Source organism: Duganella sp. LjRoot269 (genome assembly GCF_964254095.1).
GTDB classification, from domain to species: domain Bacteria; phylum Pseudomonadota; class Gammaproteobacteria; order Burkholderiales; family Burkholderiaceae_D; genus Rugamonas; species Rugamonas hordei.
The window spans coordinates 5,264,590-5,284,680 of record NZ_CAXUSL020000001.1; the positions used below are offsets into that span (position 1 = coordinate 5,264,590).

A 20,091-nucleotide genomic window follows, 5' to 3' on the forward strand; every position below is an offset into this window, starting at 1 on the left:
TACCGCTTCGCTAGGGGTCCTGGGACATTGTTTCCGGGTGAGAGATACCCTTCGTACCTGATCTGGATAATGCCAGCGAAGGAAAGCGCAAAGTGGTTCTCCCCTCCTTTGATGGCTCTCTTCCGCGGCCCCAGCCGAACAAGAAGAGAGCAGACAATGTACAACCCAAAATTCGCAGTATCCACCATCGCCCTCGCGGTGTTGCAGGCTTTTCCTGGCGCCGCCATCGCCGAAACCGCCGCCGACCAGCCCATGACGGAAGTGGTGATCACCGCCGCCAAGGCGCAGGCCACGCGCGCCTCCGTCGCCGGCTTCTCCAACGCGCCGCTGCTGGAAACGCCGGCCTCGGTCAGCGTGCTGACCGCCGAGCAGATGCTGGACCTGCAGATCCGCTCCACCACCGACGCCGCCCGATACGACGCCAGCATCAGCGACGCCTACAACGCGGTCGGCTACTCGGAACAGTTCTCGATCCGCGGCTTCAAGCTCGACAACGCCTCCAGCTACCGCAAGGACGGCATGGCCATCCCCGGCGACACCCAGATCCCGCTGGAAAACAAGGAGCGTCTGGAAGTGCTCAAAGGCCTGTCCGGCCTGCAGGCAGGCGTGGCCGCGCCCGGCGGCATCGTCAACTACGTCACCAAGCGCCCGACCGATACGCCGCTGCGCACGGTGGTGCTGGAAGAGCGCGAGCGCGGCACCGTCTACGGCGCCGTCGACCTGGGCGGCCGTTTCGAGGACACCCGCTTCGGCTACCGCATCAACGCCGCCGCCGAGCGCCTGCGCTCCTACATCAAGGGCGCCGACGGCAACCGCAAGTTCGTCTCGGCCGCCTTCGACTGGCGCATCTCGCCGCAGGCGCTGCTGCAGGTCGATGCCGACTACCAGAAAAAATCGCAGACCACCGCTCCCGGCTTCCAGCTGCTGAACAACCTGACCCTGCCCAATATCGAGGCGGACAACATGCTGAACAACCAGCCGTGGAGCCGTCCGGTGGAGACCACCAGCAGCAACGTCGGCGCGCGCTTCGAATACAAGTTCACGCCCGACTGGAGCACCACGCTCAGCGCCAACCAGCACACCTTCAAGCGCGACGACTACACCGCCTTCCCTTACGGCTGCGGCGCCCAGGACCTGTATCCCGGCTTCTGCGGCAACGGCGACTACGACGTCTACAACTACATCAGCCTGGGCGAGAAGAAATCGCCGCTGACGGTGCAGGCGCTGGTGCAGGGCCGTTTCGCCACCGGCTCGCTGAAGCATGAGTTCACCGGCGGCGCATCGCTGTTCAAGAACAGTGAAAAATGGGGCGACTACCTGTACGACCTGTCGGGCACCAGCAATATCTACCATCCTGTGGTGGTCGCGCCGGCGCCCGGCACCAGCGGTCCGGTTTCCGAACGCCGCCGCGACAACGAACGGGCCGTGTTCGCACAAGACATCCTGAGCCTGACCGGGCAGCTCAAGCTGCACGCGGGCGCGCGCTACGTGCAGGTCAAGCGCGACGAATACGTCGGCACCAACGACAACGGCGTGGTGCTGCCGTACGCGCACACCGACGTCGGCTTCTGGCTGCCGAACGTGGCGCTGGTGTACAGCGTGCGTCCCAACGTCTCCGTCTACGCGTCGTATGCGCAAGGCCTGGAGCATGGCGGCGTGGCGCCTATCGGCACCGGCAACGAACGCCGCGCGCTCGATCCGGGCAAATCCAAGCAGGTGGAGCTGGGCATCAAGGCCGACATCCGCCAGGACCTGAGCGCCACCGTGGCGCTGTTCCAGATCCGCAAAGGCCTGGAATACACCGACGCGCAGAACTTCTATGTGCGTAACGGCCAGGCGCAGAACCGCGGCCTGGAGACGGCGTTGAACGGACGAGTGACGCGCGACCTGACGGTGGGCGTATCGGCCACCGCGCTCAACACGCAGCAGCGCGACACCGGCAACGCAGACATGGACGGCAAGCGGGTGACCGACGTCGCCGCCTTCAAGTCGTCCGTGTACGCGGATTACGCCGTACCGCAACTGGCGGGCCTGAAGCTGGGCGCCAACTGGCAGTACTCGGGCAAGAAGGCGTTCGACGCGGCCAACACGGTGTTCGTGCCGGCCTACCATGTGCTGAACCTGAGCGGTTCGTATGCGACGCGCGTGGCCGGCATGGCCACCACCTTCCGCGCCGGCATCGACAATGCGCTGGACAAGTTCTACTGGCGCGACGTCACGCCGGACCTGGGCGGCTACCTGATGCCGGGTGCATCGCGCACCTTCCGCGTCTCGGCGCAGCTGGACTTCTAGAAAATGAGCTGCGCGCGCATCGAGAAGCTCTTCGCCGCGCGCGCCGAATTCCTGCCGATCAGGTAGGCGAATTCATACTTCAGTTCCTGCTTGCCGATATCCACATGGCCCAGCACCGCCGGTCCCGCGCGGTGCGACTGCTGCCGGTAAGGCAGCCAGTCATTCCATTTCCCCACTTCGCCGAAGGCCTGCACGCCGGGCTGGAACCACGGCTTCCAGTGATGCTTGACCTGCAGCTGGTAAGTCAGCTCCAGCGGATGCTCGCCGCCGCCCTCGACCCGGACGTCGCGCTGGAAGAACAGGTTGGCGTTGAATTGCGTGCGGCCGATTTCCGTCTGCAGCACCGGCCCCGCTTCCAGCGCATAACCGTCGGCGCTGTCGCGTGCCTTGGTGACCTTGGTGTGCAGCGCCAGGTCGAAATCGTACTGGCCTTGCGTCAGCATGAAGTCGTTCTGCCAGGCGGTTTCCGCCCATTTTTTACCGCCGCCGTTGAACTGGAACCACTGCGCGTACAGCTCCGTGTACCAGCGCGACGTCACGCCGTAGCCGAAACCGATTTCCGGCGCTGCGGTGGTAAATCCCTTGTAGTGGGCGTTCCAGTATTTGTAGTCGATGGACGCCTGGCCTTCCACATCGTAGGTGGAAACCAGGTAGTAGCCGGTATCGGCCAGCGCCAGCGGGGACGCCAGCATCAATAACGCCGCCAGCCGCCTTTTCATAAATGTTTTTCCACCCAGGATAAGCGTTGATCGAGTTCACCCGACACCAGCAGATAGGGTATCCCACGCGCGGCCAGTTCGTCCAGCAGCATGCGATAGATGATGGCTGTGACTTCCTCGCTGTCGCGCTGCAGGCCGTCGGCCACCCAGGGAATATCCGGCGAGGCCACCAGCGTCATGGTGTAATCCTGCGGATGGCGGTCCGCCAGCGGCGCCAGCTGGTCGTCGATGCCGCCGAAATAGTGGCGGCTGTAGACCGCCGTCATCAGCGGCGCGGTGTCGCAGAAAAGATATCTGTTGGTCCCGCCACTGGCTGCGGCCGCGTCCTCGCGGTCGCGCTGGGTGGCGGCGATGTGGAACTGGTCGGCGGCCACCGGCACCCTGCCCTCGGTGTCGACAAACTCGCGCAGGTATTCGGGCACCCACAGCGTCTGGTGACGCATGGCCAGCGTCTCGGCCAGCGTCGATTTGCCCGACGACTCGGGGCCGAGTATCGCCACCCGCAGCGGCGGCGCGTTCATTCCAGCGCCATGCGCCGGCCGGCGCCGCCGTCCGCACCCTGGCCGTCTTCGTTCCAGGCGCGCAGGCCGATCACCGCCATGCCGACGAAGACCGCGTACAGCACCGCTGTCAGCATCAGGTGCTTGTGCAGGTATAGCGCCACGTACAGCACGTCGACGATGATCCATACATGCCAGTTCTCGATCTTTTTACGCGACAGCAGCAGCTGTCCGACCAGGCTGCCGGCGGTCAGGAAACCGTCGGCGTTCGGCACGTCGGTATCGGTGTACGACTTGAGGAACCACGCCAGCAGCGCGAAGCCCACCAGCCAGCCGGCGGCGGCGCTCCAGCGGCCGCGCGCATTGAGCGCGGTGACGGGCAGCCGGTCATGGCTGTCGTCGCCGTGCAGCCACTGGTACCAGCCATAGAAGGACACGGTGATGAACACCAGTTGCAGGCCCATGTCGCCATACAGGCGCGAGCCGAAAAACACCAGGCCGTAGGTGGCCGACGAGATGATGGCGAACAGCCAGCCCCAGTGGCTCTGGCGGATGTTCAGCCACACCGTGGCCACCGACAGGATGAAGGAGACCAGTTCCAGCGGAGTCGTGACGAAGCCCGCCAGGTGCCAGGGCGTATTCGCGTAACCTAATAGAACCGATAGCTCGTTCATTATTTTTTTTGCGCCGGGTATTTGATGGTCATCTCCTTGAGCACGTTATCAGCGTGATCCACTTCGCTCATGATCCACAACATATAACGGATATCCATGTGTATGGCGCGGGTGATATCGCGGTCGAAGTACCAGTCCTTGGTGATGGACTCGTAGGTCGAATCGAAATTCAGGCCGATCAACTCGCCGTTCCTGTTCATCACCGCCGAGCCGGAGTTGCCGCCGGTGGTATCGGCGCTGGTCAGGAAATCGACCGGCACGGTACCCAGCACCGGATCCTTGAACTGCCCGTAGCGCTTGGCCTTGATCGCATCGAGCAGCTTTTGCGGCGCGTTGAACGGATCCTTGCCGGTATGCTTCTCGACGATGCCTTCGACCGTGGTGAACGGGCCCTTGGTGATGCCGTCCTTCGGCGAGTACGGCGACACGGTGCCGTAGGTCACGCGCAGCGTCGAATTCGCATCAGGATACACCGGTTTACCCTGCGACTTCTTCCACGCGATCACGGCCTGCATGTATTGCGGGATCACGCGCTCCAGATTGCCGTCCAGTTCCTTGCGGCGCTCCTTCAGCGACTCGGTCACATCGTCCAGCTTGACGGCCAACTGCAGGAAGGCGTCGTCCGAAGTGGCGATGGTGGCGGCATCCTTGCCCACCCACGCCAGGCGCCTGGCGGTATCGCCCAATTCCGTCTTGCCGTACATCGCCGGCACCGCGTCAACCGCCGGCAGCAATGCGTCCATGCCGGCTACGTGCATGGACTTCGGCAGCCTGGCGTAGCGCTGCAGCGCGGCCGCGAAGCGCGCCTGGTCGACGCTGCCCACGTAAGACTGCTCCAGACGGTTCAGGCGGGCCTTGATAAAGGTCAGGTCGCGCTGCTGGTAGCCGCTTTCCCGTTCCGCGTCCGGCTTGGCGTTTTCGCGCGCCAGGCGGTACAGCGTGGCGGCGCTTTTCAGCAGGTCGCCGGTGGTGGCCACGCTGTAGCCGAATTCCTCGTCGGCCAGCGCGATGTCGGCGGCGATCGCCGCGTCCAGTTCCGCCAGCAGGGTTTTCGACACGCCCGGCTGCTTCGCATACCACGCGCGGAACTCGGCGTCCTGCACGTCCTTGATGGCGGCGATGTCCTTGCGCGCAAAGCCGTCCAGCAGGCCCTGGGTTTTCTTCATCACGTTGTTCATGCTCTTGTCGACGCTGGCATAGCGCACGGCGGCGGCGGCATTGCCCTTGACCGCGGCGGCGATCACGTCCAGGTCGGCCTGGATCTCGGCCACCTTGGCCGGATAGGCGCTGTCGCGCGCGGCGCGGATTTCCGACGGCAGCTTGTAGCGGCTGGTGCGCCCCGGATAGCCGGCCAGCAGCACCGGATCGCCGTTCTTCAAGCCGGCGGCCGACACCACCAGGAAGTCCTTCGAGTGGTAAGGCACGTTGTCCGGCGACGGGTCGGCCGGACGGCCGTCCTTGCCCACGTAGGCGCGCAGGAAGGAATAGTCGCCGCCCTGGCGTGGCCACTCGTAGTTGTCGATGTCGCCGCCGAAGTTGCCGATCATGTCGGCCGGCGCGTACACCAGGCGCACGTCGCGTATCATCATCTGGCGGATGCGGTAGTACTCCAGGCCGCGATGGAAGGCCGGCACCGAGCAGCGGTAGCTCTTGTCGGCCTCGCATTCGGCGATCAGCGCCTTGACGGCTTTTTCCACCGCGTCGTGGCGCTGCTTGCCGCTCATCGAGGCGGTCACGCCCTTGAGCACGCGGTCGGTGACGTTTTCCACCTTGTCGGTCACGTAGACCAGCGTGTTCGGGCCGCCCGGCAGCTCTTCGGCGCGGGTCCTGGCCAGGTAACCGTCGACGATGTAGTTATGTTCGGGGGTCGAGTTGCGCTGGATCGCACCGTAGGCGCAGTGGTGGTTGGACACCACCAGCCCGTCGGGGGAGACGAAGGAGGCCGAGCAGCCGGGCAGCGCGACGATGGCGCTCATCGGGTGCTTGGACAGGTCCGCCAGTTTTTCGGCCGGGATCGTGATGCCGACGCGTTTCAGTTCGGATTTCAGTTGCGGCAGCTGGTACGGCTGCCACTGGCCTTCGTCGGCCTGTGCCGCTGCGGCGCTGATCAGCGCCATCGGCAGTACTAGATATTTTAACAAGAGCGCCCCCAGGATAAATGCTGGCGGCAGTATATGCCTTATGCGAGGTCCAAGTCTATTGTCAGCGTACAACCTCCGCCCGGCACGTAGAGGCCCAGGTCCAGGCTCCCGCCCAGCGCGGCCACCCGCTGCGCCATGCCGATCAGGCCGAAGGACTCGCTCTTGCCGCGATGCTGGGGCGCGAGGCCGATACCGTTGTCGGCGATGGTGAGGCGCAGGCGGCCGCCCTGCTCCGCCAGCGCGATGTCGACCCGGCTGGCGCCGGCGTGACGGCGCACATTGCTCAGCGCCTCCTGCAGCGCGCGGAACAGCACGATCTCCATCTCAGGCTTGATGGCGGCGAACACCGGCTCGGAGGGAAGCATCAGCGTGCACGCCAGGCCGCTGCGCTTGCGGAACTCGCCGGCCTGCCATTCCAGGGCCGCCTGCAGGCCCAGGTCCAGCACCGCCGGCCGCAGCTCGTTCATGATGCCGCGCACGTTGCGGATGGTGGTGTCGACGTTCTCCAGCACCGCTTCGACGCGGTTGTGCAGCCGCACATGGCGCTCGCCGGTGCGCGCGCTGAGCATCGAGACGTCGATGCGCAGCGCCATCAGGTTCTGTCCCAGCTCGTCGTGGATGTCGCGGGCGATGCGCGTGCGCTCGTCTTCCTTGACCGTTTCCAGATGCTCGGCCAGCTTGCGCAGCTGCTCGCGCGATTCCTGCAGGTCGGCCTCGGCGCGCTTGCGCTCCGCCACCTCCTGCGTCAGGCGCAGGTTGGCCTCGGTCAGCGCGGCGGTCCGCTCGACCACGCGCGCATCGAGTTCGCGCGACAATTGCAGCAGCGCCGCCTCCGCCTGCTGGCGCGCGGTGATATCCGAGAACACGCCGATGAACGCATTGATGCCGCCATGCTCGTCGCGTATCACCGTCAGCGACATGTGCGCCACGTACGGCGTGCCGTCGCGCCGCTGGTTGTGCACCTCGCCCTGCCATTTGCCGTAGGCGCGAAGGCAGCGCATCGCCTCCGCATGGTAGCCGGCCGCATGGGCGCCCGGGCGCCCGAGGAAGCGTGGATTGCGGCCCAGCACCTCCTCCACCGGGTAGCCGGTCAGGGCGGTGAAGGCGGGATTGACGGAGACAATGTTGTTGTCGGCGTCGCACACCAGCACGCCCTCGCCTATGCTGTCGAGCACCTGGAAGGCGCGCCGCCGCGCCGCCTCGCGCCGGTCGGCCGTGCCCATGTCGGTCAGGATCACCCGGCACCTGCGGGCCTCGGCATCGAGGTTGGCTTCGATGTGGACCTGGCGCGGCTCGGCCGGCGCGCCTGTGGCAGCGCCGGCATGGCGGTCGAACAGCGGCACCTCCAGCACCGCGCGCGCGCCAAGCTCGAACAACTGCCGCAGGAACAGCCGCAAGGCCGCCTGCGCTTCCGGCGCGACGAATTGTTCGAAGCGCTTGCCCGGCAATTCCTCGCGCGGGCAAGCCAACAGCTCGCCGGCCGCATGGTTGGCACGCAGCACGCGGCCCTCGACATCGAGCGACAGGTAGCCGGCCGGCGCCTGGTCGTACAGCATGGCGTAGCGGTCGCGTCCCGCTTCGGCCTGGTCGCGCTCGGCCTGCAGTTCGAGCAGCGCAGTGTTCTGCATGTCCAGCTCGATCTGGCTGACCTGCAGTTCATGCCAGCGCCTCAGCTCATCGCTGTCGGCGTCCGCCGACGTCAGCTGGGCGGTCGGCAGCGCCGATACCGTCAGCTCGGCGATGCGCCGCAGCTGGACCGGATCGAGTTCGGGACGCGGTCGCCTTGGCATGCTAGTCCTCGCCCTTTTGCATCGACCGCAGCTGCGCCTCCAGCTGTTTCGATTCGGTGATGTTGATGAAGGTGACCACCACGCCGTCGATGACATTCTCCACCGTCCGGTAGGGCATGATGCGCACGGTGTACCAGCCGCCGTTGCGGGTCGGGATCTGGCGCTCGCGGAACACCAGCGTGCGCAGCACCTCCCGCGCGTCCGCCTCCAGGTCCGGGTACTGCAGGTCGTTGACGATGTCGCTCAACGGGCGGTTTACATCGCCGGGGATCAGCTTGTAGATCTGGGTGCTCTGGTCGGTGAAGCGGCGGATGCGCAGCGCGCTGTCGAGGAAGATGGTGGCGACGTCGGTGCTGTTGAGCAGATTCTTCATGTCGCCGTTGACCAGCGACAGGTCGTCGACCTTCGATTGCAGCTCGGCGTTGACGGTGTACAGCTCCTCGTTCAGCGACTGCATCTCCTCCTTGGAGGTGGTCAGTTCCTCGTTGGTCGACTGCAGCTCCTCGTTGGTCGACTGCAGTTCCTCGTTGGCGGACTTGAGTTCTTCGCGCGAGGCCTGCATCTCGTCGCGCACCGCCTGGATCTCCAGCCGCGCCTGCGCCAGCTGCTGCTCCAGCTCCAGCACCTGCGGATTGCTGGAGCGCGGACGGCGCTTCGCCGGCGGCAGCGGCACGGTGGCAAGGGTCAGCAGCACGGTGCCGGCCAGGGAGCCGCCTTCCGTCATGGACTCGGCGGTCAGGTCCACCGCCTGCGAGGGCTTGCCCTTCTCGTCGCGCTGGATCAGACCGCGCGCCGCGATCATGTCGCTGGACTGCGAGGCCCGCTTCAGCAGGTCGGTCAGCTCGTGCCGCAGGCTGTCGCGCGCCATCGCGTGGATGTTCCAGTTGGCCTTGCCGGCGGCCGGCTCCAGATAGGCGCCGGTGCGGCCGTGGATGTACAGGATGTCGCCATTCACGTTGAGCAGCACGGCGGCCGGCGCATGCTTCTTGAGCAGCATCTGCTCGACCTGGGTTTGAAGATTACCGTTCATGGAAGGATCACTGGGTTCGCTGGCTGGAGGAATCGACACGCTGCTGACGCGCGTAGGAAAATAATTGGCGACACGATGAATCGAGGCGTCGAGCCGCCGGTAGATGCGGCCCGTGCCGCTGGTCGGCGCGAACAGCTCGTTGAAATGGCCGGGCGTATCGGCGCTGCCCAGCATCAGCAGCCCGCCGGTCTTCAAGGCGTAATGGAACAGCGGTATCAACTGCTCCTGCAGCTTGGCCGTGAAATAGATCAGCAGGTTGCGGCAGCACAGTATATCGAGCTTGGTGAACGGCGGGTCGGAAATGATGTTCTGGCGCGCGAAGATGATGGTGTTGCGCACGTCCTTGCGGACGCGGTAGCCGCCCTTCTCGGCCGGCATGAAGTAGCGCTGCAGCAGCGCCGGACCGACGTGCTCCTCGATGCCGGCGCCGAACACCCCCTGGCGCGCGCGCTCGATGGCGTCGTCGTCAATATCCGTGGCAAAGATCTGCAGCGTGTACTGCGCCGCCGGGCGCAGCTGCTCCAGCACCTCGCTGAACGCGATCGCCAGCGAATACGCCTCCTCGCCGGTCGAGCAGGCAGGCACCCAGGCCTTGAAGGCGGCGCCGTTTGGGTGCTCCGCCAGCAGCTGAGGCAATGCCGTCGCCATCAGGTAGTCCCACACCTTGGGATCGCGGAAGAAGTTGGTGACGCCGATCAGCAGCTCCTTGAACAGCAGCTCGACCTCGATCGGGTTGTCGTGCATGAAGTCGACATATGCGGGCAGCGAGGCGCACTGGCACAGCTTCATGCGGCGGTCGATGCGGCGCATGACGGTACTGAGCTTGTAGTCGGAAAAATTGGCGCCGGTCTGCTGGAGCAACAGATGGAACAGTTGTTGCAGCGCGTAGCGCTGCGCGGTCGCCTGGGCCGGCAGCCCGGCGTTCTGCGTGTCGCGCCAGGAAACCACATGCAGCGCCATGTCTGTCGGCAAGGCCACGACATCGACCACGCCGGCTGCGATGGCGCTGGCCGGCATCGGATCGAAGCGCGCCGACGACGGCAGCTGGGCCAGCGTCAGCCCGCCGGCATCGCGGATCGCGGCCAGGCCCAGCGTGCCGTCCGAGCCCATGCCGGAAAAAACGATGCCGACCGCCTTCTCGCCGCAGCGCGCCGCCAGCGCCAGGAAGAAGTTATCGATCGGCAGGCGGTGACCGCGCTCGCCCACCGGCGGCAGCACGGCGAAACGCTCGCCGGCGAAACCCAGATCGCGGTTGGGCGGGATCACGTAGACGTGATTGGCTTCGACCGCCATGCCGTCTTCGACTTCGCAAACCTTCATGCGGGTGACCCGCTGCAGCAACTCGGGCAGCATGCCTTTATGCAACGGATCGAGGTGCTGCACGACGACATAGGCGCAGGCGCTGGCCGGCGGCACGCTGGCGAGGAATTCGCAGATCGGATCGAGCCCGCCGGCGGATGCGCCGATGCCGACGACCGCGATCGTCTCATCGGCAGCTGCAACGGGGGCGGTTCGTTTTGTCATCGTGGCGCGGCAACCTACCGGAGCAACCCCGCACTGGCGACCAGGCGTTTCGGGAAAGTAGTCTTTGTTTACATCTTGCCAGAAGATTATACAAAGGTCACGCCCAAAAACCAAGCGTACTCGGCTATTCGCCCGCAGCGTGCCAGCCACCGCCCAGCGACTGGATCAGCGCCACCGCCGTGGTCTGGCGGTCGGCCTGCGCCTGTACCAGCGCGCGGCGCGCGGCCAACGCGGTGTTTTGCGCCGTCACCACGTCGCTGTAGCTGACCTGGCCGGCGCGGTAGCGGTTGAGCATCTGCGCCTCGACCTGGTCGGACGCCTCGGAGGCCAGCTTGCGCAGGTCCTGCTGCTGGGCCAGCGCGCGGGTGGCGGCCAGCTGGTTTTCGACGTCGGCAAACGCCGCCAGCACGGTCTGGCGGTACTGGGCGATGGTGGCGTCGCGCTGCGCCACGGCGCCGCTGACGCGGGCCTTGGTGGCGCCGGCGTCGAACAGCGTCTGCGCAGCCGACAAGCCCAGCGACCACAGGTTGTTGGAGGCGTTGAACAAGCCGCCAGTCGAGCTGGAACCGTAGCCGAAGGAGCCGGTCAGGTTCAGGCTGGGGAAGTAGGCGCTGCGGGCGACGCCGATTTGCTCGTTGGCGGCGGCCACGCGGCGCTCGGCCGAGGCGATGTCCGGACGGCGCTGCAGCAGCGTCGACGGCACGCCGGTCGGCACGTCGGGCACCACCACTTTCCACGGCGCCGGCGGCAGGCTGAAATCGCTGGCGGCCTTGCCCAGCAGGACGGCGATCGCGTGTTCCAGCGTGGCGCGCTGGCGGACCAGCGTCACCTGGTCGATGCGGGCGTTGGCCAGCTGGGTTTGCGCCTGCAGCAGGTCCGACTTGGCGGCGATGCCGGCGTCGAAGCGGTTCTGCGTGATCTGCAGCACGCGCTCGTAGCCTTCGGTGGTGGCGTCCAGCAGCGCCTTCTGGGCGTCGGTCTGGCGCAGGGAGAAGTAATTGGTGGCCAGCTCGCCCTGCGCCGACAGGCGCGCGGCGGCCAGGTCGGCGGCGCTGGCCTGCAGGCTGGCCTTGGCGCCGCTGGCGCCGGCGCGCAGCTTGCCCCAGACATCCGGCTCCCAGCTGCCGCCGATGTTGGCGCGGTAGGCGTTGCCGGTCGGCGTGTTGCCGCCACCGCCGGAGCGGTTGGCGCTGGCGTTCAGGTCGAAGGTCGGGAACAGCGCGGCGCGCTGCTGCTCGACCAGCGCGCGGGCCTGCGCGTAGTTGGCGACGGCGGCGGCGACGTTCTGGTTCGACACTTCGATGCTGTCGGCCATCTGGTTCAGCAGCGGATCGCCGAACAGCTGCCACCAGGGACCGCGTTCCAGCGTGTCGGCCGGCGCGGCGGCGGTCCAGCCGGCGGCGGCCTTCTCGGCGTCGGTGGCGGTTTCCTTGTAGGCCGCCGGCTGCGGCGTGGACGGCAGCTGGTAGGCCGGGCCGACCGCGCAGCCGCTGGCCAACAGCGCGGCCAGCACGGACAGCGCGATCGGTTGATAACGTGGGGATGGTGCGTATTTGCTCATGGTGTGCTCGGCGATTCGCTGTGAATGCGGCTTAAATGTTGTTCGGACGGGCTGCGGCGGCGCAGCTTGTCCATCAGGATGTAGACCACCGGCGTGGTCAGCAGGGTCAATACCTGGCTGGCGATCAGGCCGCCGATGATGGCGACGCCCAGCGGCTGGCGCAGCTCCGAGCCTTCGCCGAAGCCGATCGCCAGCGGCAGCGCACCCAGCGCGGCGGCCAGTGTCGTCATCAGGATCGGGCGGAAGCGCAGCAGGCAGGCCTCGCGCACCGCCTCGACCGGCGACAGGCCGCGCGAACGTTCCGCCTCCAGCGCGAAGTCGATGATCAGGATGGCGTTCTTCTTGACGATACCGATCAGCAGGAAGATGCCGATCAGCGAAATGGTGGAGAACTCCATCTTGAAGATCAGCAGCGCCAGCACCGCGCCCACGCCCGCAGACGGCAGCGTGGTCAGCACCGTCACCGGATGCACCAGGCTTTCGTACAGGATGCCGAGCACGATGTAGATCACGACGATGGCGGCCAGGATCAGCAGCGGCAGCGACTTGTTGCTGTCCTGCGCGGCCTTGGCCGAGCCCTGGAAGCTGCCGCGCACATTGTTCGGCATGCCGATTTGCGCTTCGGCCTCCTTGATCTGCTGGGCCGCGTCGGACAGGCTCTTTCCCTCCTGCAGATTGAAGGCGATGGTGGTCGCCAGTTCGCCGTCCTGGTGGTTGATCGAGGTCGGCGCCGAGCTTTCGGCGAACGACGCCAGCGTCGACAGCGGCACCATCGTCGTGGCCTGGGTGCTCAGCGCCGAACCGGACGACGCATCCCTGACCGCCGGCGCGGCGACGTTGGCCGGCGTGGCGTTGGCGGTGTTGGTGCTCGTGCCGCTGGTCGTGCCGGTGGTGCTGGTGGTCGTACCGGTGGTGCCGGTGGCCGCCACAGTCACCGCCACCGGAGCACCGTTGGGATTGCTGGCGCTAGGCGCAGGCAGGCCTTTCGACGGCACGTACACGTCCTTCAGCGCCTCCGGACTCTTGGCGAACTCGCGCGGCACTTCCATGATGACGTGATACTGGTTCAGCTCATCGTAGATGGTGGCGACCTGGCGCTGGCCAAAGCTGTCGTACAAGGCGTTGTCGACGTCGCGCGCCGACAGGCCCAGGCGCGAGGCGCTGCTCTTGTCGATGGTGACGAAGGTTTCGACGCCGTTGTCCGCCTGGTCGGTATCGACGTCGGTCATCGCGGGCTGGCTCTTCATCGCCTCGGCCAGACGGCTGGCCCACTTCTTCAAGTCGGCCTGGTTGTCGCTCTTCAGCGTGTACTGATAGTTGGAATTGGCCTGGCGGCCGCCGGCCCGCAAGTCCTGCACGGGACTGAGGAACAGGCTCACGCCGGTCACCCTGGCCAGTTTGGGCCGCAGGCGCGCGATCACGGCCTGCCCCGCCACCGTGCGCTGGTTGGCCGGCTTCAGGTTGATGAACATGAAACCACCGCCGGCGCGGCGGCCGCCGGTAAAGCCGACCACCGTGGCCACGTCCGGATCGTCCTTGATGATATTGACCAGCTGGCGCAACTTGCCTTGCATGGCCTGGAACGAGATACTCTGGTCGGCGCGGATGCCGCCGTTGATCTGGCCCGTATCCTGCTGCGGGAAGCCACCCTTCGGTATCGCCGCGAACAGGTAGAAGTTCAGGCCGATCACGAACACAAGGCTCAGCATCACCAGCCACACGCTCGACAGCGCCCAGTCCAGGCTATGTTCGTAAGTCTTCAGCACCATGTCGAAGCCGCGCTCGAAGAAGCGGGCAATGCGCCCCGGCGGCTTGGCAGGGGTGTGGCCTGGCGTCAGCAGCCAGGCGCACATCATCGGCGTGGTGGTCAACGAGACCACCAGCGAAATCATCACCGCCGCCGACAGCGTGACGGCGAATTCCTTGAACAGCGCGCCGAACTGGCCGCCCATGAACAGCAGCGGAATGAACACGGCGATCAGCGAAAGGCTGATCGACAGCACGGTGAAGCCCACCTCGCGCGCGCCCAGCAGCGCCGCCTCGAAGCGGTCCATGCCGGCCTCGATGTGGCGGGTGGTATTTTCCAGCACCACAATCGCATCGTCGACGACGAAGCCGGTGGCCACCGTCAGCGCCATCAGCGACAGGTTGTTCAGACTGAAGCCCAGCAGATACATGGCGCCGAAGGTGCCCAGCAGCGACACCACCGTCGCCACCGCCGGCACGATGGTGGCGCGCACGCTGCGCAGGAAGGCGCTTACCACCAGCACCACCAGCAGGATGGAGATGATCAGCGTGATCTCGATTTCGTGCAGCGACGAGCGGATCGAATTGGTGCTGTCGCTGGCGACGTCGATCTTGATGTCGGACGGCAGCTGCGCCTGCAGCTGGGGCAGCTGCGCGCGCACGCTGTTGACGGTTTCGATGACGTTGGCGCCGGCCTGCGACCGCAGCACGACGATGATCGCCGGCTGGCCGTTGAACAGGCCCAGGTTGTTCTGATCTTCGACGCCATCGACCACTTCCGCCACGTCCTGCAGGCGGATCGCGCTGTTGTTGCGCCAACCGACCACCAGCTTGCGGTAGTCGGCTGCGCTGCGGCCGCCGCTGGCGTTGGCCGATACGGAATAGATCTGCAGCCGGCGTCCGTTGCCCTGCAAGGCGCCGCGCGGACGATTGGCGTTGGTGGCCTGGACCGCCGCGCGCACGTCTTCCATCGACAGGCCGTAGCGGTTCAGCGCATATGGGTTGAGCTCCACGCGCACGGCAGGGAGCGAGCTGCCTCCCAGCTCGACGTCGCCGACGCCGGTCACTTGCGACAGGCGTTGCAGCACCGTGTTGGAGACGGCGTCGAAGATCTGGCCCGGCGTGCGGGTGTGCGACGTCAGCGCCAGGATCATGACCGGGATGCCGGAAGTGTTGGCCTTGCGGTAGGTCGGGTTGCTGCGCAACGTGGCCGGCAGGTCGACGCGGCTTGCATTGATCGCAGCCTGTACCTCGCGCGCGACCGAGTCGACGTTGCGGTTCAAGTCGAACTGCAAGGTGACGCTGGACGAACCGGTGTTCGATTGCGACGTCATCTCGTTGACGCCGGCGATCACGCCGAGGTGGCGCTCCAGCGGCGTCGATACGCTGGTCGCCATCGTCGACGGGCTGGCGCCCGGCAGGTTGGCGTTGACCGAGATCACCGGGAAGTCCACCTGCGGCAGCGGCGCCACCGGCAGCACGAAGAACGCGCCGATGCCGGCCAGCGCCAGGCCGCAGGTCAGCAGGACCGTGGCGATCGGGCGTTTGACGAATGGCGACGACAGATTCACAGCGCACCACCTTCAGGCTGCATCGGCGGCTGGGCCGGCGGATTGGCGGTCTTGCGGCCGAAGCGCCGCGCCAGGCTGTCGAAGCCGAGGTAGATCACCGGCGTGGTGAACAGGGTCAGCATCTGGCTGACGATCAAGCCGCCGAAGATGGCCAGGCCCAGCGGGCGGCGCAATTCGGCGCCCTCGCCCCAGCCCAGCATCAGCGGCACGGCGGCGAACAGCGCGGCCAGCGTCGTCATCAGGATCGGACGGAAGCGCAGCAGCGCCGCCTGGTGGATCGCCTCGCGCGGCGGCTTGCCCTGCTCCCGCTCCGCCTCGATGGCGAAGTCGATCATCATGATGGCGTTTTTCTTGACGATACCGATCAGCAGGATGATGCCGATGATGCCGATCACGCCCAGGTCCTGGCCGCTGACCAGCAGCGCCAGCAAGGCGCCGACGCCGGCCGACGGCAGCGTCGACAGGATCGTCAGCGGGTGGATATAGCTTTCATACAGCACGCCCAGCACGATGTAGACGCAGATCACGGCGGCCAGGATCAGCCACAGCTGGTTCGACAGCGACGCCTGGTAGGCGCCGGAAGCGCCGAGGAAGGTCATCGTCACCGAGGCCGGGAACTTGATCTCGGCGGCGGCCTGCTTGATGCTGTCGACCGCGGTGCCGAGCGAGACGCCCGGCGAGGTGTCGAAGCCCAGCGTGGTGGCCGGATACTGCGCCACGTGCGTGACCTGCAGCGGCGCGGCGCGCTCGGTGATGGTGGCCACCGCCGACAGCGGCGTCGCCTTGCCGGAGCCGGTGCGTATCTGCAGGTTGCCCAGGTCGGCCGGCGTGGTGATGTCGTCGCGGCGCGCTTCCAGGATCACGCGGTACTGGTTGGTCTCGGTGAAGATGGTCGAGACGATGCGCTGGCCGAAGGCGCTGTACAGCGCGTCGTCGATGGAGGCGGCGGTGATCGACATGCGCGAGGCGCTGTCGCGGTCGACGCTGACGTAGGCCGCGTTGGCGCTGGCGCCGACGTCGGACACCACGTTGCGCAGCTCATGCTTGGTGCGCATCTGCTCCGCCAGTTTGTTCGCCCACTGGTTGACGGTGGCGTTGTCCGCCCCTTCAATCGACACGCGGAACTGGGTCGGGCCGGATTCGGCGTCGATGGTCAAGTCCTGCGTCGGCTGCAGGTACAGCGTCAGGCCGGCGATTGTGGACACGCGCTGGCGCAGGCGGTCCATGGTCTCCTGCTGGCTGCCGATGCGCTTGTGCTTCAGGTTGATCAGCATGCTGCCGGTATGAAGCATGGTGTTGTTGGCGGCGTCCACGCCGACCACGGAGCTCAGCGTGCCGACGTCCGGATCCTCCAGGATCAGGCGCGCGGCCTGCTGCTGCAGGTCCGCCATCTTGGCGTAGGAAACGGCCTTGCCGGTTTCCAGGCGGGCTTGCAGCTGGCCCGTGTCCTGCGTCGGGAACAGCCCTTTCGGGATCACCACGTACAGCAGCACCGTCAGCGCCAGCGTGGCCAGCGCCACCAGCAAGGTCAGGCCGCTGTGGTTCAGCACCCAGGTCAGCGAACGGTCGTAGTGGCCGATCACCCAGTCGAAGAACTGCTGGAAGCGTTTGGCGAAGCGGCTCGGCTTTTCCTCGGCATGGCTCTTGAGCCAGCGCGCCGACATCATCGGCACCAGCGTCAGCGAGACCACGGCGGAGATCAGGATGGTGATCGCCAGCGAGATCGCGAATTCGCGGAACAGGCGGCCGACCACGTCGCCCATGAACAGCAGCGGAATCAGCACGGCGATCAGCGACACCGTCAGCGAGATGATGGTGAAGCCGATCTGCGTGGCGCCTTTCAGCGCGGCGGCCATCGGCTCTTCGCCTTCTTCGATGTAGCGGGCGATGTTCTCGATCATGACGATCGCGTCGTCGACCACGAAACCGGTGGCGATGGTCAGCGCCATCAGCGACAGGTTGTTCAGGCTGTAGCCCAGCAAATACATGACGCCGCAAGTGCCGATCAGCGAGATCGGCACCGACAGGCTGGCGATGACGGTGGCGCGCAGGCTGTGCAGGAAGGCGAAGATCACCAGCACCACCAGCACCACGGCCAGCATCAGTTCCATCTCCACGTGTTCGACCGAGGCGCGGATGCCGGTGGTGCGGTCGCTCAGCACCTCGACGTGCATCGCGCCGGGCAGGCCGGCTTGCAGTTCCGGCAGGCGGGCCTTGATCGCGTCCACCGTGGCGATGACGTTGGCGCCGGGCTGGCGCTGCACGTTGAGGATGATCGCCTGCTTGTTGCCGGACCATGCGCCCAGCTCGACGTTTTCGGCGCTGTCCTTGACGACGGCGACGTCGGTCAGGCGCACCGGGGCGCCGTTCTTGTAGGCCAGGATCAGTTCCTTGTAATCCTTGGCGGTTACCAGCTGGTCGTTAGCGTTGATGCTGTAGGCGCGGGTCGGGCCGTCGAAGCTACCCTTGGCGCCGTTGGCGTTGGCGGCGGTGATCGCGGTGCGCAGCGTGTCCAGGCCCAGGCCGTAGGACGCCAGCGCGTTGGTGTCCGCCTGGATCCGCACGGCGGGGCGCTGGCCGCCGCTGAGCGTGACCAGGCCGACGCCGGAGACCTGGCTGATCTTCAGCGCCAGGCGGGTGTTGACCACGTTCTGCACCTCGGTCAGCGGCATCGTGTCCGAGGTGATGGCCAGCGTCAGCACCGGCGCGTCGGCCGGGTTGACCTTGGCGTAGACCGGCGGCGCCGGCAGGTCGGTCGGCAGCAGCGAGGCGCCGGCGTTGATGGCGGCCTGCACTTCCTGCTCGGCCACGTCCAGCGTCTGGCCCAGGCCGAACTGCAGCGTGATGATGGAAACGCCGGCGGCGCTGGTGGAGCTCATGCGCTGCAGGCCGGCCATCTGGCCAAACTGGCGCTCCAGCGGCGCGGTCACGGTCTGGCCCATCACCTCAGGGCTGCCGCCGGGGTACAGCGTCTGCACCTGGATGGTGGGGAAATCCACCTGCGGCAACGCCGACAGCGGCAGGAACTTGAAGCCGACGATACCGGCAAGGACGATCGCCAGCATCAGCAGCGATGTCGCTACCGGACGCTGGATGAATGGTGCTGATGGACTCATTGTTGTGCCGCGCCTTGTTCTTTGCGGTGACGACGTTCGCCCGGGGCCGGCGCGGAAGCGCCATCGGCCGCGGCGCCACCGTTGGCGCCGTGGCGGCCGCCGCCTGCGCCAGGCAGCGTGACTTTCGAACCTTCCTTCAGGCGGTCCGCGCCTTCGGTGATCACCTGCTCGCCCGCCTGCACGCCGGTGGCGATCTGCACCTTGTCCACCGTGGCCTGGCCGCGCGTGATCGGACGGATGGTGACGGTCTTGTCGGCCTTGAGGATGTAGACGAAATCGCCATTCGTGCCATGACGCACCGCCGTCACCGGCACCATGATCGCATCCTTGATGGTGCGCAGTTCCAGCCGCACGTTGACGAACTGGCTCGGGAACAGCGAGAACTTGGCGTTGGCGAAGCGTGCCTTGGCTTTCACCGTGCCAGTCTGCACGTCGACCTGGTTGTCCATCGCCGAGAATTTGCCGTTATCCAGCGCATTGGTGCGGGTGCGGTCGAGCGCGATCGCGTTCAGCGAGGCGCCGTCGTTCACCTGACGCATCACGCCTGGCACGCTGTCCTGCGGGACCGAGAATTCCACGTCGATGGGCGACAGCTGGGTAATCACCGCGATGCCGTTGGCGTCGCCGGAACCCACCAGGTTGCCGATGTCGACCACGCGCAGACCCACGCGGCCGGTGATCGGCGCGATGACCTTGGTGTAGCCCAGATTCAGCTTGGCCGTGCCTTCCTGCGCGCGGTCGGTCATGACCGTGCCTTCCAGCTGCTTGACCAGGGCCGCCTGTGTATCCACGTCCTGGCGGGCGATCGAGTCCTGGCCCAGCAGCGTGCGATAGCGGTTCAGCGTCAGCTTGGCGTTTTCCAGCTGCGCCTCGTCGCGCTGGCGTTGGCCGGAAGCCTGCAGCAGCGCCATTTCGAACTGGCGCGGATCGATCTGCGCCAGCACCTGGCCAGCCTTGACCATCTGGCCTTCCTTGAACAATACGCTCTGCAGGATGCCCGACACCTGCGGACGCACGGTGGTGGTGGCTGCTGCCGTCACGGTGCCCAGCGCTTCCAGCGTGACCGGGATGTCGGCCTTTTCCGCCGTCGCCACGCCGACCGTGGTGGTGGGGCCGCCGCCGCGGCGACCGCCGCCAGGACCGCCAGGCCCACCGGGGCCGCCCGCGCCGGGAGGGCCGCCGGCACCGGTGCTTGCCGGCTGGTGTGTCAGATACCAAGCCAGCCCACCCAGTCCCGCCATGGCGGCGACGGCGATGACGCTGCCGACGATCCTGGAACGGCGGCTGCGCTTCGGTGGGTTGGCAGTCTGGGCCGGCTTGACTTGTGTGTCCATCTTTGTCCTTTTTAGGCGTGCGTGCCCATGGCAAAAACACCATGGCGATCAATCCGTGGACTCTAGCACAGGGCCCGCGCCGCTGTCAGTTAA

General features: G+C 66.3%; 11 protein-coding genes and 1 riboswitch. Of the genes, 1 reads left to right on the top strand and 10 read right to left on the bottom strand.

The window, feature by feature from the left end:
* Positions 1–2 precede the first annotated feature (2 nt).
* Positions 3–101: riboswitch (TPP riboswitch) on the top strand.
* A gap of 55 nt (positions 102–156) precedes the next feature.
* Complete coding sequence (locus tag ACSQ3S_RS23570; RefSeq protein ID WP_436143951.1) at positions 157–2,292, top strand: TonB-dependent siderophore receptor; 2,136 nt, start codon at positions 157–159, stop codon at positions 2,290–2,292.
* On the opposite strand, the gene ACSQ3S_RS23575 is transcribed toward ACSQ3S_RS23570, so the two are convergent.
* The 10 genes from ACSQ3S_RS23575 to ACSQ3S_RS23620 all read right to left on the bottom strand — a co-directional run bounded on the left by ACSQ3S_RS23575 (position 2,289) and on the right by ACSQ3S_RS23620 (position 19,998).
* Positions 2,289–3,011: a hypothetical protein gene (locus ACSQ3S_RS23575; RefSeq protein ID WP_353402951.1), complete on the bottom strand. Its 723-nt coding sequence runs from the start codon at positions 3,009–3,011 to the stop codon at positions 2,289–2,291. The two genes, ACSQ3S_RS23570 and ACSQ3S_RS23575, sit on opposite strands and share 4 nt — an antisense overlap.
* A complete protein-coding gene (locus tag ACSQ3S_RS23580; RefSeq protein WP_436143952.1) occupies positions 3,008–3,532 on the bottom strand; it encodes an AAA family ATPase in 525 nt (174 codons plus the stop codon). The genes ACSQ3S_RS23575 and ACSQ3S_RS23580 overlap by 4 nt, the downstream gene beginning before the upstream one ends.
* Positions 3,529–4,185, bottom strand: a complete 657-nt coding sequence (gene pnuC / locus ACSQ3S_RS23585) for a nicotinamide riboside transporter PnuC (protein WP_436143953.1) — start codon at positions 4,183–4,185, stop codon at positions 3,529–3,531. The genes ACSQ3S_RS23580 and pnuC overlap by 4 nt, the downstream gene beginning before the upstream one ends.
* Positions 4,185–6,326, bottom strand: coding sequence for a S46 family peptidase (locus ACSQ3S_RS23590; RefSeq protein WP_436143954.1), 2,142 nt, complete (start codon positions 6,324–6,326; stop codon positions 4,185–4,187). Before ACSQ3S_RS23590 ends, pnuC begins: the two co-directional genes overlap by 1 nt.
* 38 nt (positions 6,327–6,364) lie before the next feature.
* Complete coding sequence (locus tag ACSQ3S_RS23595; RefSeq protein WP_436143955.1) at positions 6,365–8,116, bottom strand: PAS domain S-box protein; 1,752 nt, start codon at positions 8,114–8,116, stop codon at positions 6,365–6,367.
* A 1-nt stretch (position 8,117) separates the two neighbouring features.
* Entirely contained in the window at positions 8,118–10,670 is a 2,553-nt protein-coding gene (locus tag ACSQ3S_RS23600; RefSeq protein WP_436143956.1) for a chemotaxis protein CheB, read from the bottom strand.
* A gap of 124 nt (positions 10,671–10,794) precedes the next feature.
* Positions 10,795–12,231, bottom strand: coding sequence for an efflux transporter outer membrane subunit (locus ACSQ3S_RS23605; protein WP_436143957.1), 1,437 nt, complete (start codon positions 12,229–12,231; stop codon positions 10,795–10,797).
* On the bottom strand, positions 12,228–15,548 hold the full coding sequence (locus ACSQ3S_RS23610) for an efflux RND transporter permease subunit (protein ID WP_436143958.1): 3,321 nt from the start codon (positions 15,546–15,548) through the stop codon (positions 12,228–12,230). The genes ACSQ3S_RS23605 and ACSQ3S_RS23610 overlap by 4 nt, the downstream gene beginning before the upstream one ends.
* Positions 15,545–18,664 (bottom strand): efflux RND transporter permease subunit, encoded by a 3,120-nt coding sequence (locus tag ACSQ3S_RS23615; protein ID WP_436143959.1) that lies wholly within the window; start codon positions 18,662–18,664, stop codon positions 15,545–15,547. Before ACSQ3S_RS23615 ends, ACSQ3S_RS23610 begins: the two co-directional genes overlap by 4 nt.
* The gene (locus ACSQ3S_RS23620) at positions 18,661–19,998 is read right to left on the bottom strand and encodes an efflux RND transporter periplasmic adaptor subunit (RefSeq protein WP_436143960.1); all 1,338 of its coding nucleotides are present in this window, start codon (positions 19,996–19,998) and stop codon (positions 18,661–18,663) included. The genes ACSQ3S_RS23615 and ACSQ3S_RS23620 overlap by 4 nt, the downstream gene beginning before the upstream one ends.
* Between the last annotated feature and the right edge of the window lie 93 nt (positions 19,999–20,091).

Excerpts from the sequence above, each read along its gene's own strand:
- ACSQ3S_RS23570 (WP_436143951.1), top strand. The coding sequence starts at position 157 with ATGTACAACCCAAAATTCGCAGTATCCACCATCGCCCTCGCGGTGTTG.
- ACSQ3S_RS23575 (WP_353402951.1), bottom strand. The coding sequence starts at position 3,011 with ATGAAAAGGCGGCTGGCGGCGTTATTGATGCTGGCGTCCCCGCTGGCG.
- ACSQ3S_RS23580 (WP_436143952.1), bottom strand. The coding sequence starts at position 3,532 with ATGAACGCGCCGCCGCTGCGGGTGGCGATACTCGGCCCCGAGTCGTCG.
- pnuC (WP_436143953.1), bottom strand. The coding sequence starts at position 4,185 with ATGAACGAGCTATCGGTTCTATTAGGTTACGCGAATACGCCCTGGCAC.
- ACSQ3S_RS23595 (WP_436143955.1), bottom strand. The coding sequence starts at position 8,116 with ATGCCAAGGCGACCGCGTCCCGAACTCGATCCGGTCCAGCTGCGGCGC.
- ACSQ3S_RS23600 (WP_436143956.1), bottom strand. The coding sequence starts at position 10,670 with ATGACAAAACGAACCGCCCCCGTTGCAGCTGCCGATGAGACGATCGCG.
- ACSQ3S_RS23605 (WP_436143957.1), bottom strand. The coding sequence starts at position 12,231 with ATGAGCAAATACGCACCATCCCCACGTTATCAACCGATCGCGCTGTCC.
- ACSQ3S_RS23615 (WP_436143959.1), bottom strand. The coding sequence starts at position 18,664 with ATGAGTCCATCAGCACCATTCATCCAGCGTCCGGTAGCGACATCGCTG.
- ACSQ3S_RS23620 (WP_436143960.1), bottom strand. The coding sequence starts at position 19,998 with ATGGACACACAAGTCAAGCCGGCCCAGACTGCCAACCCACCGAAGCGC.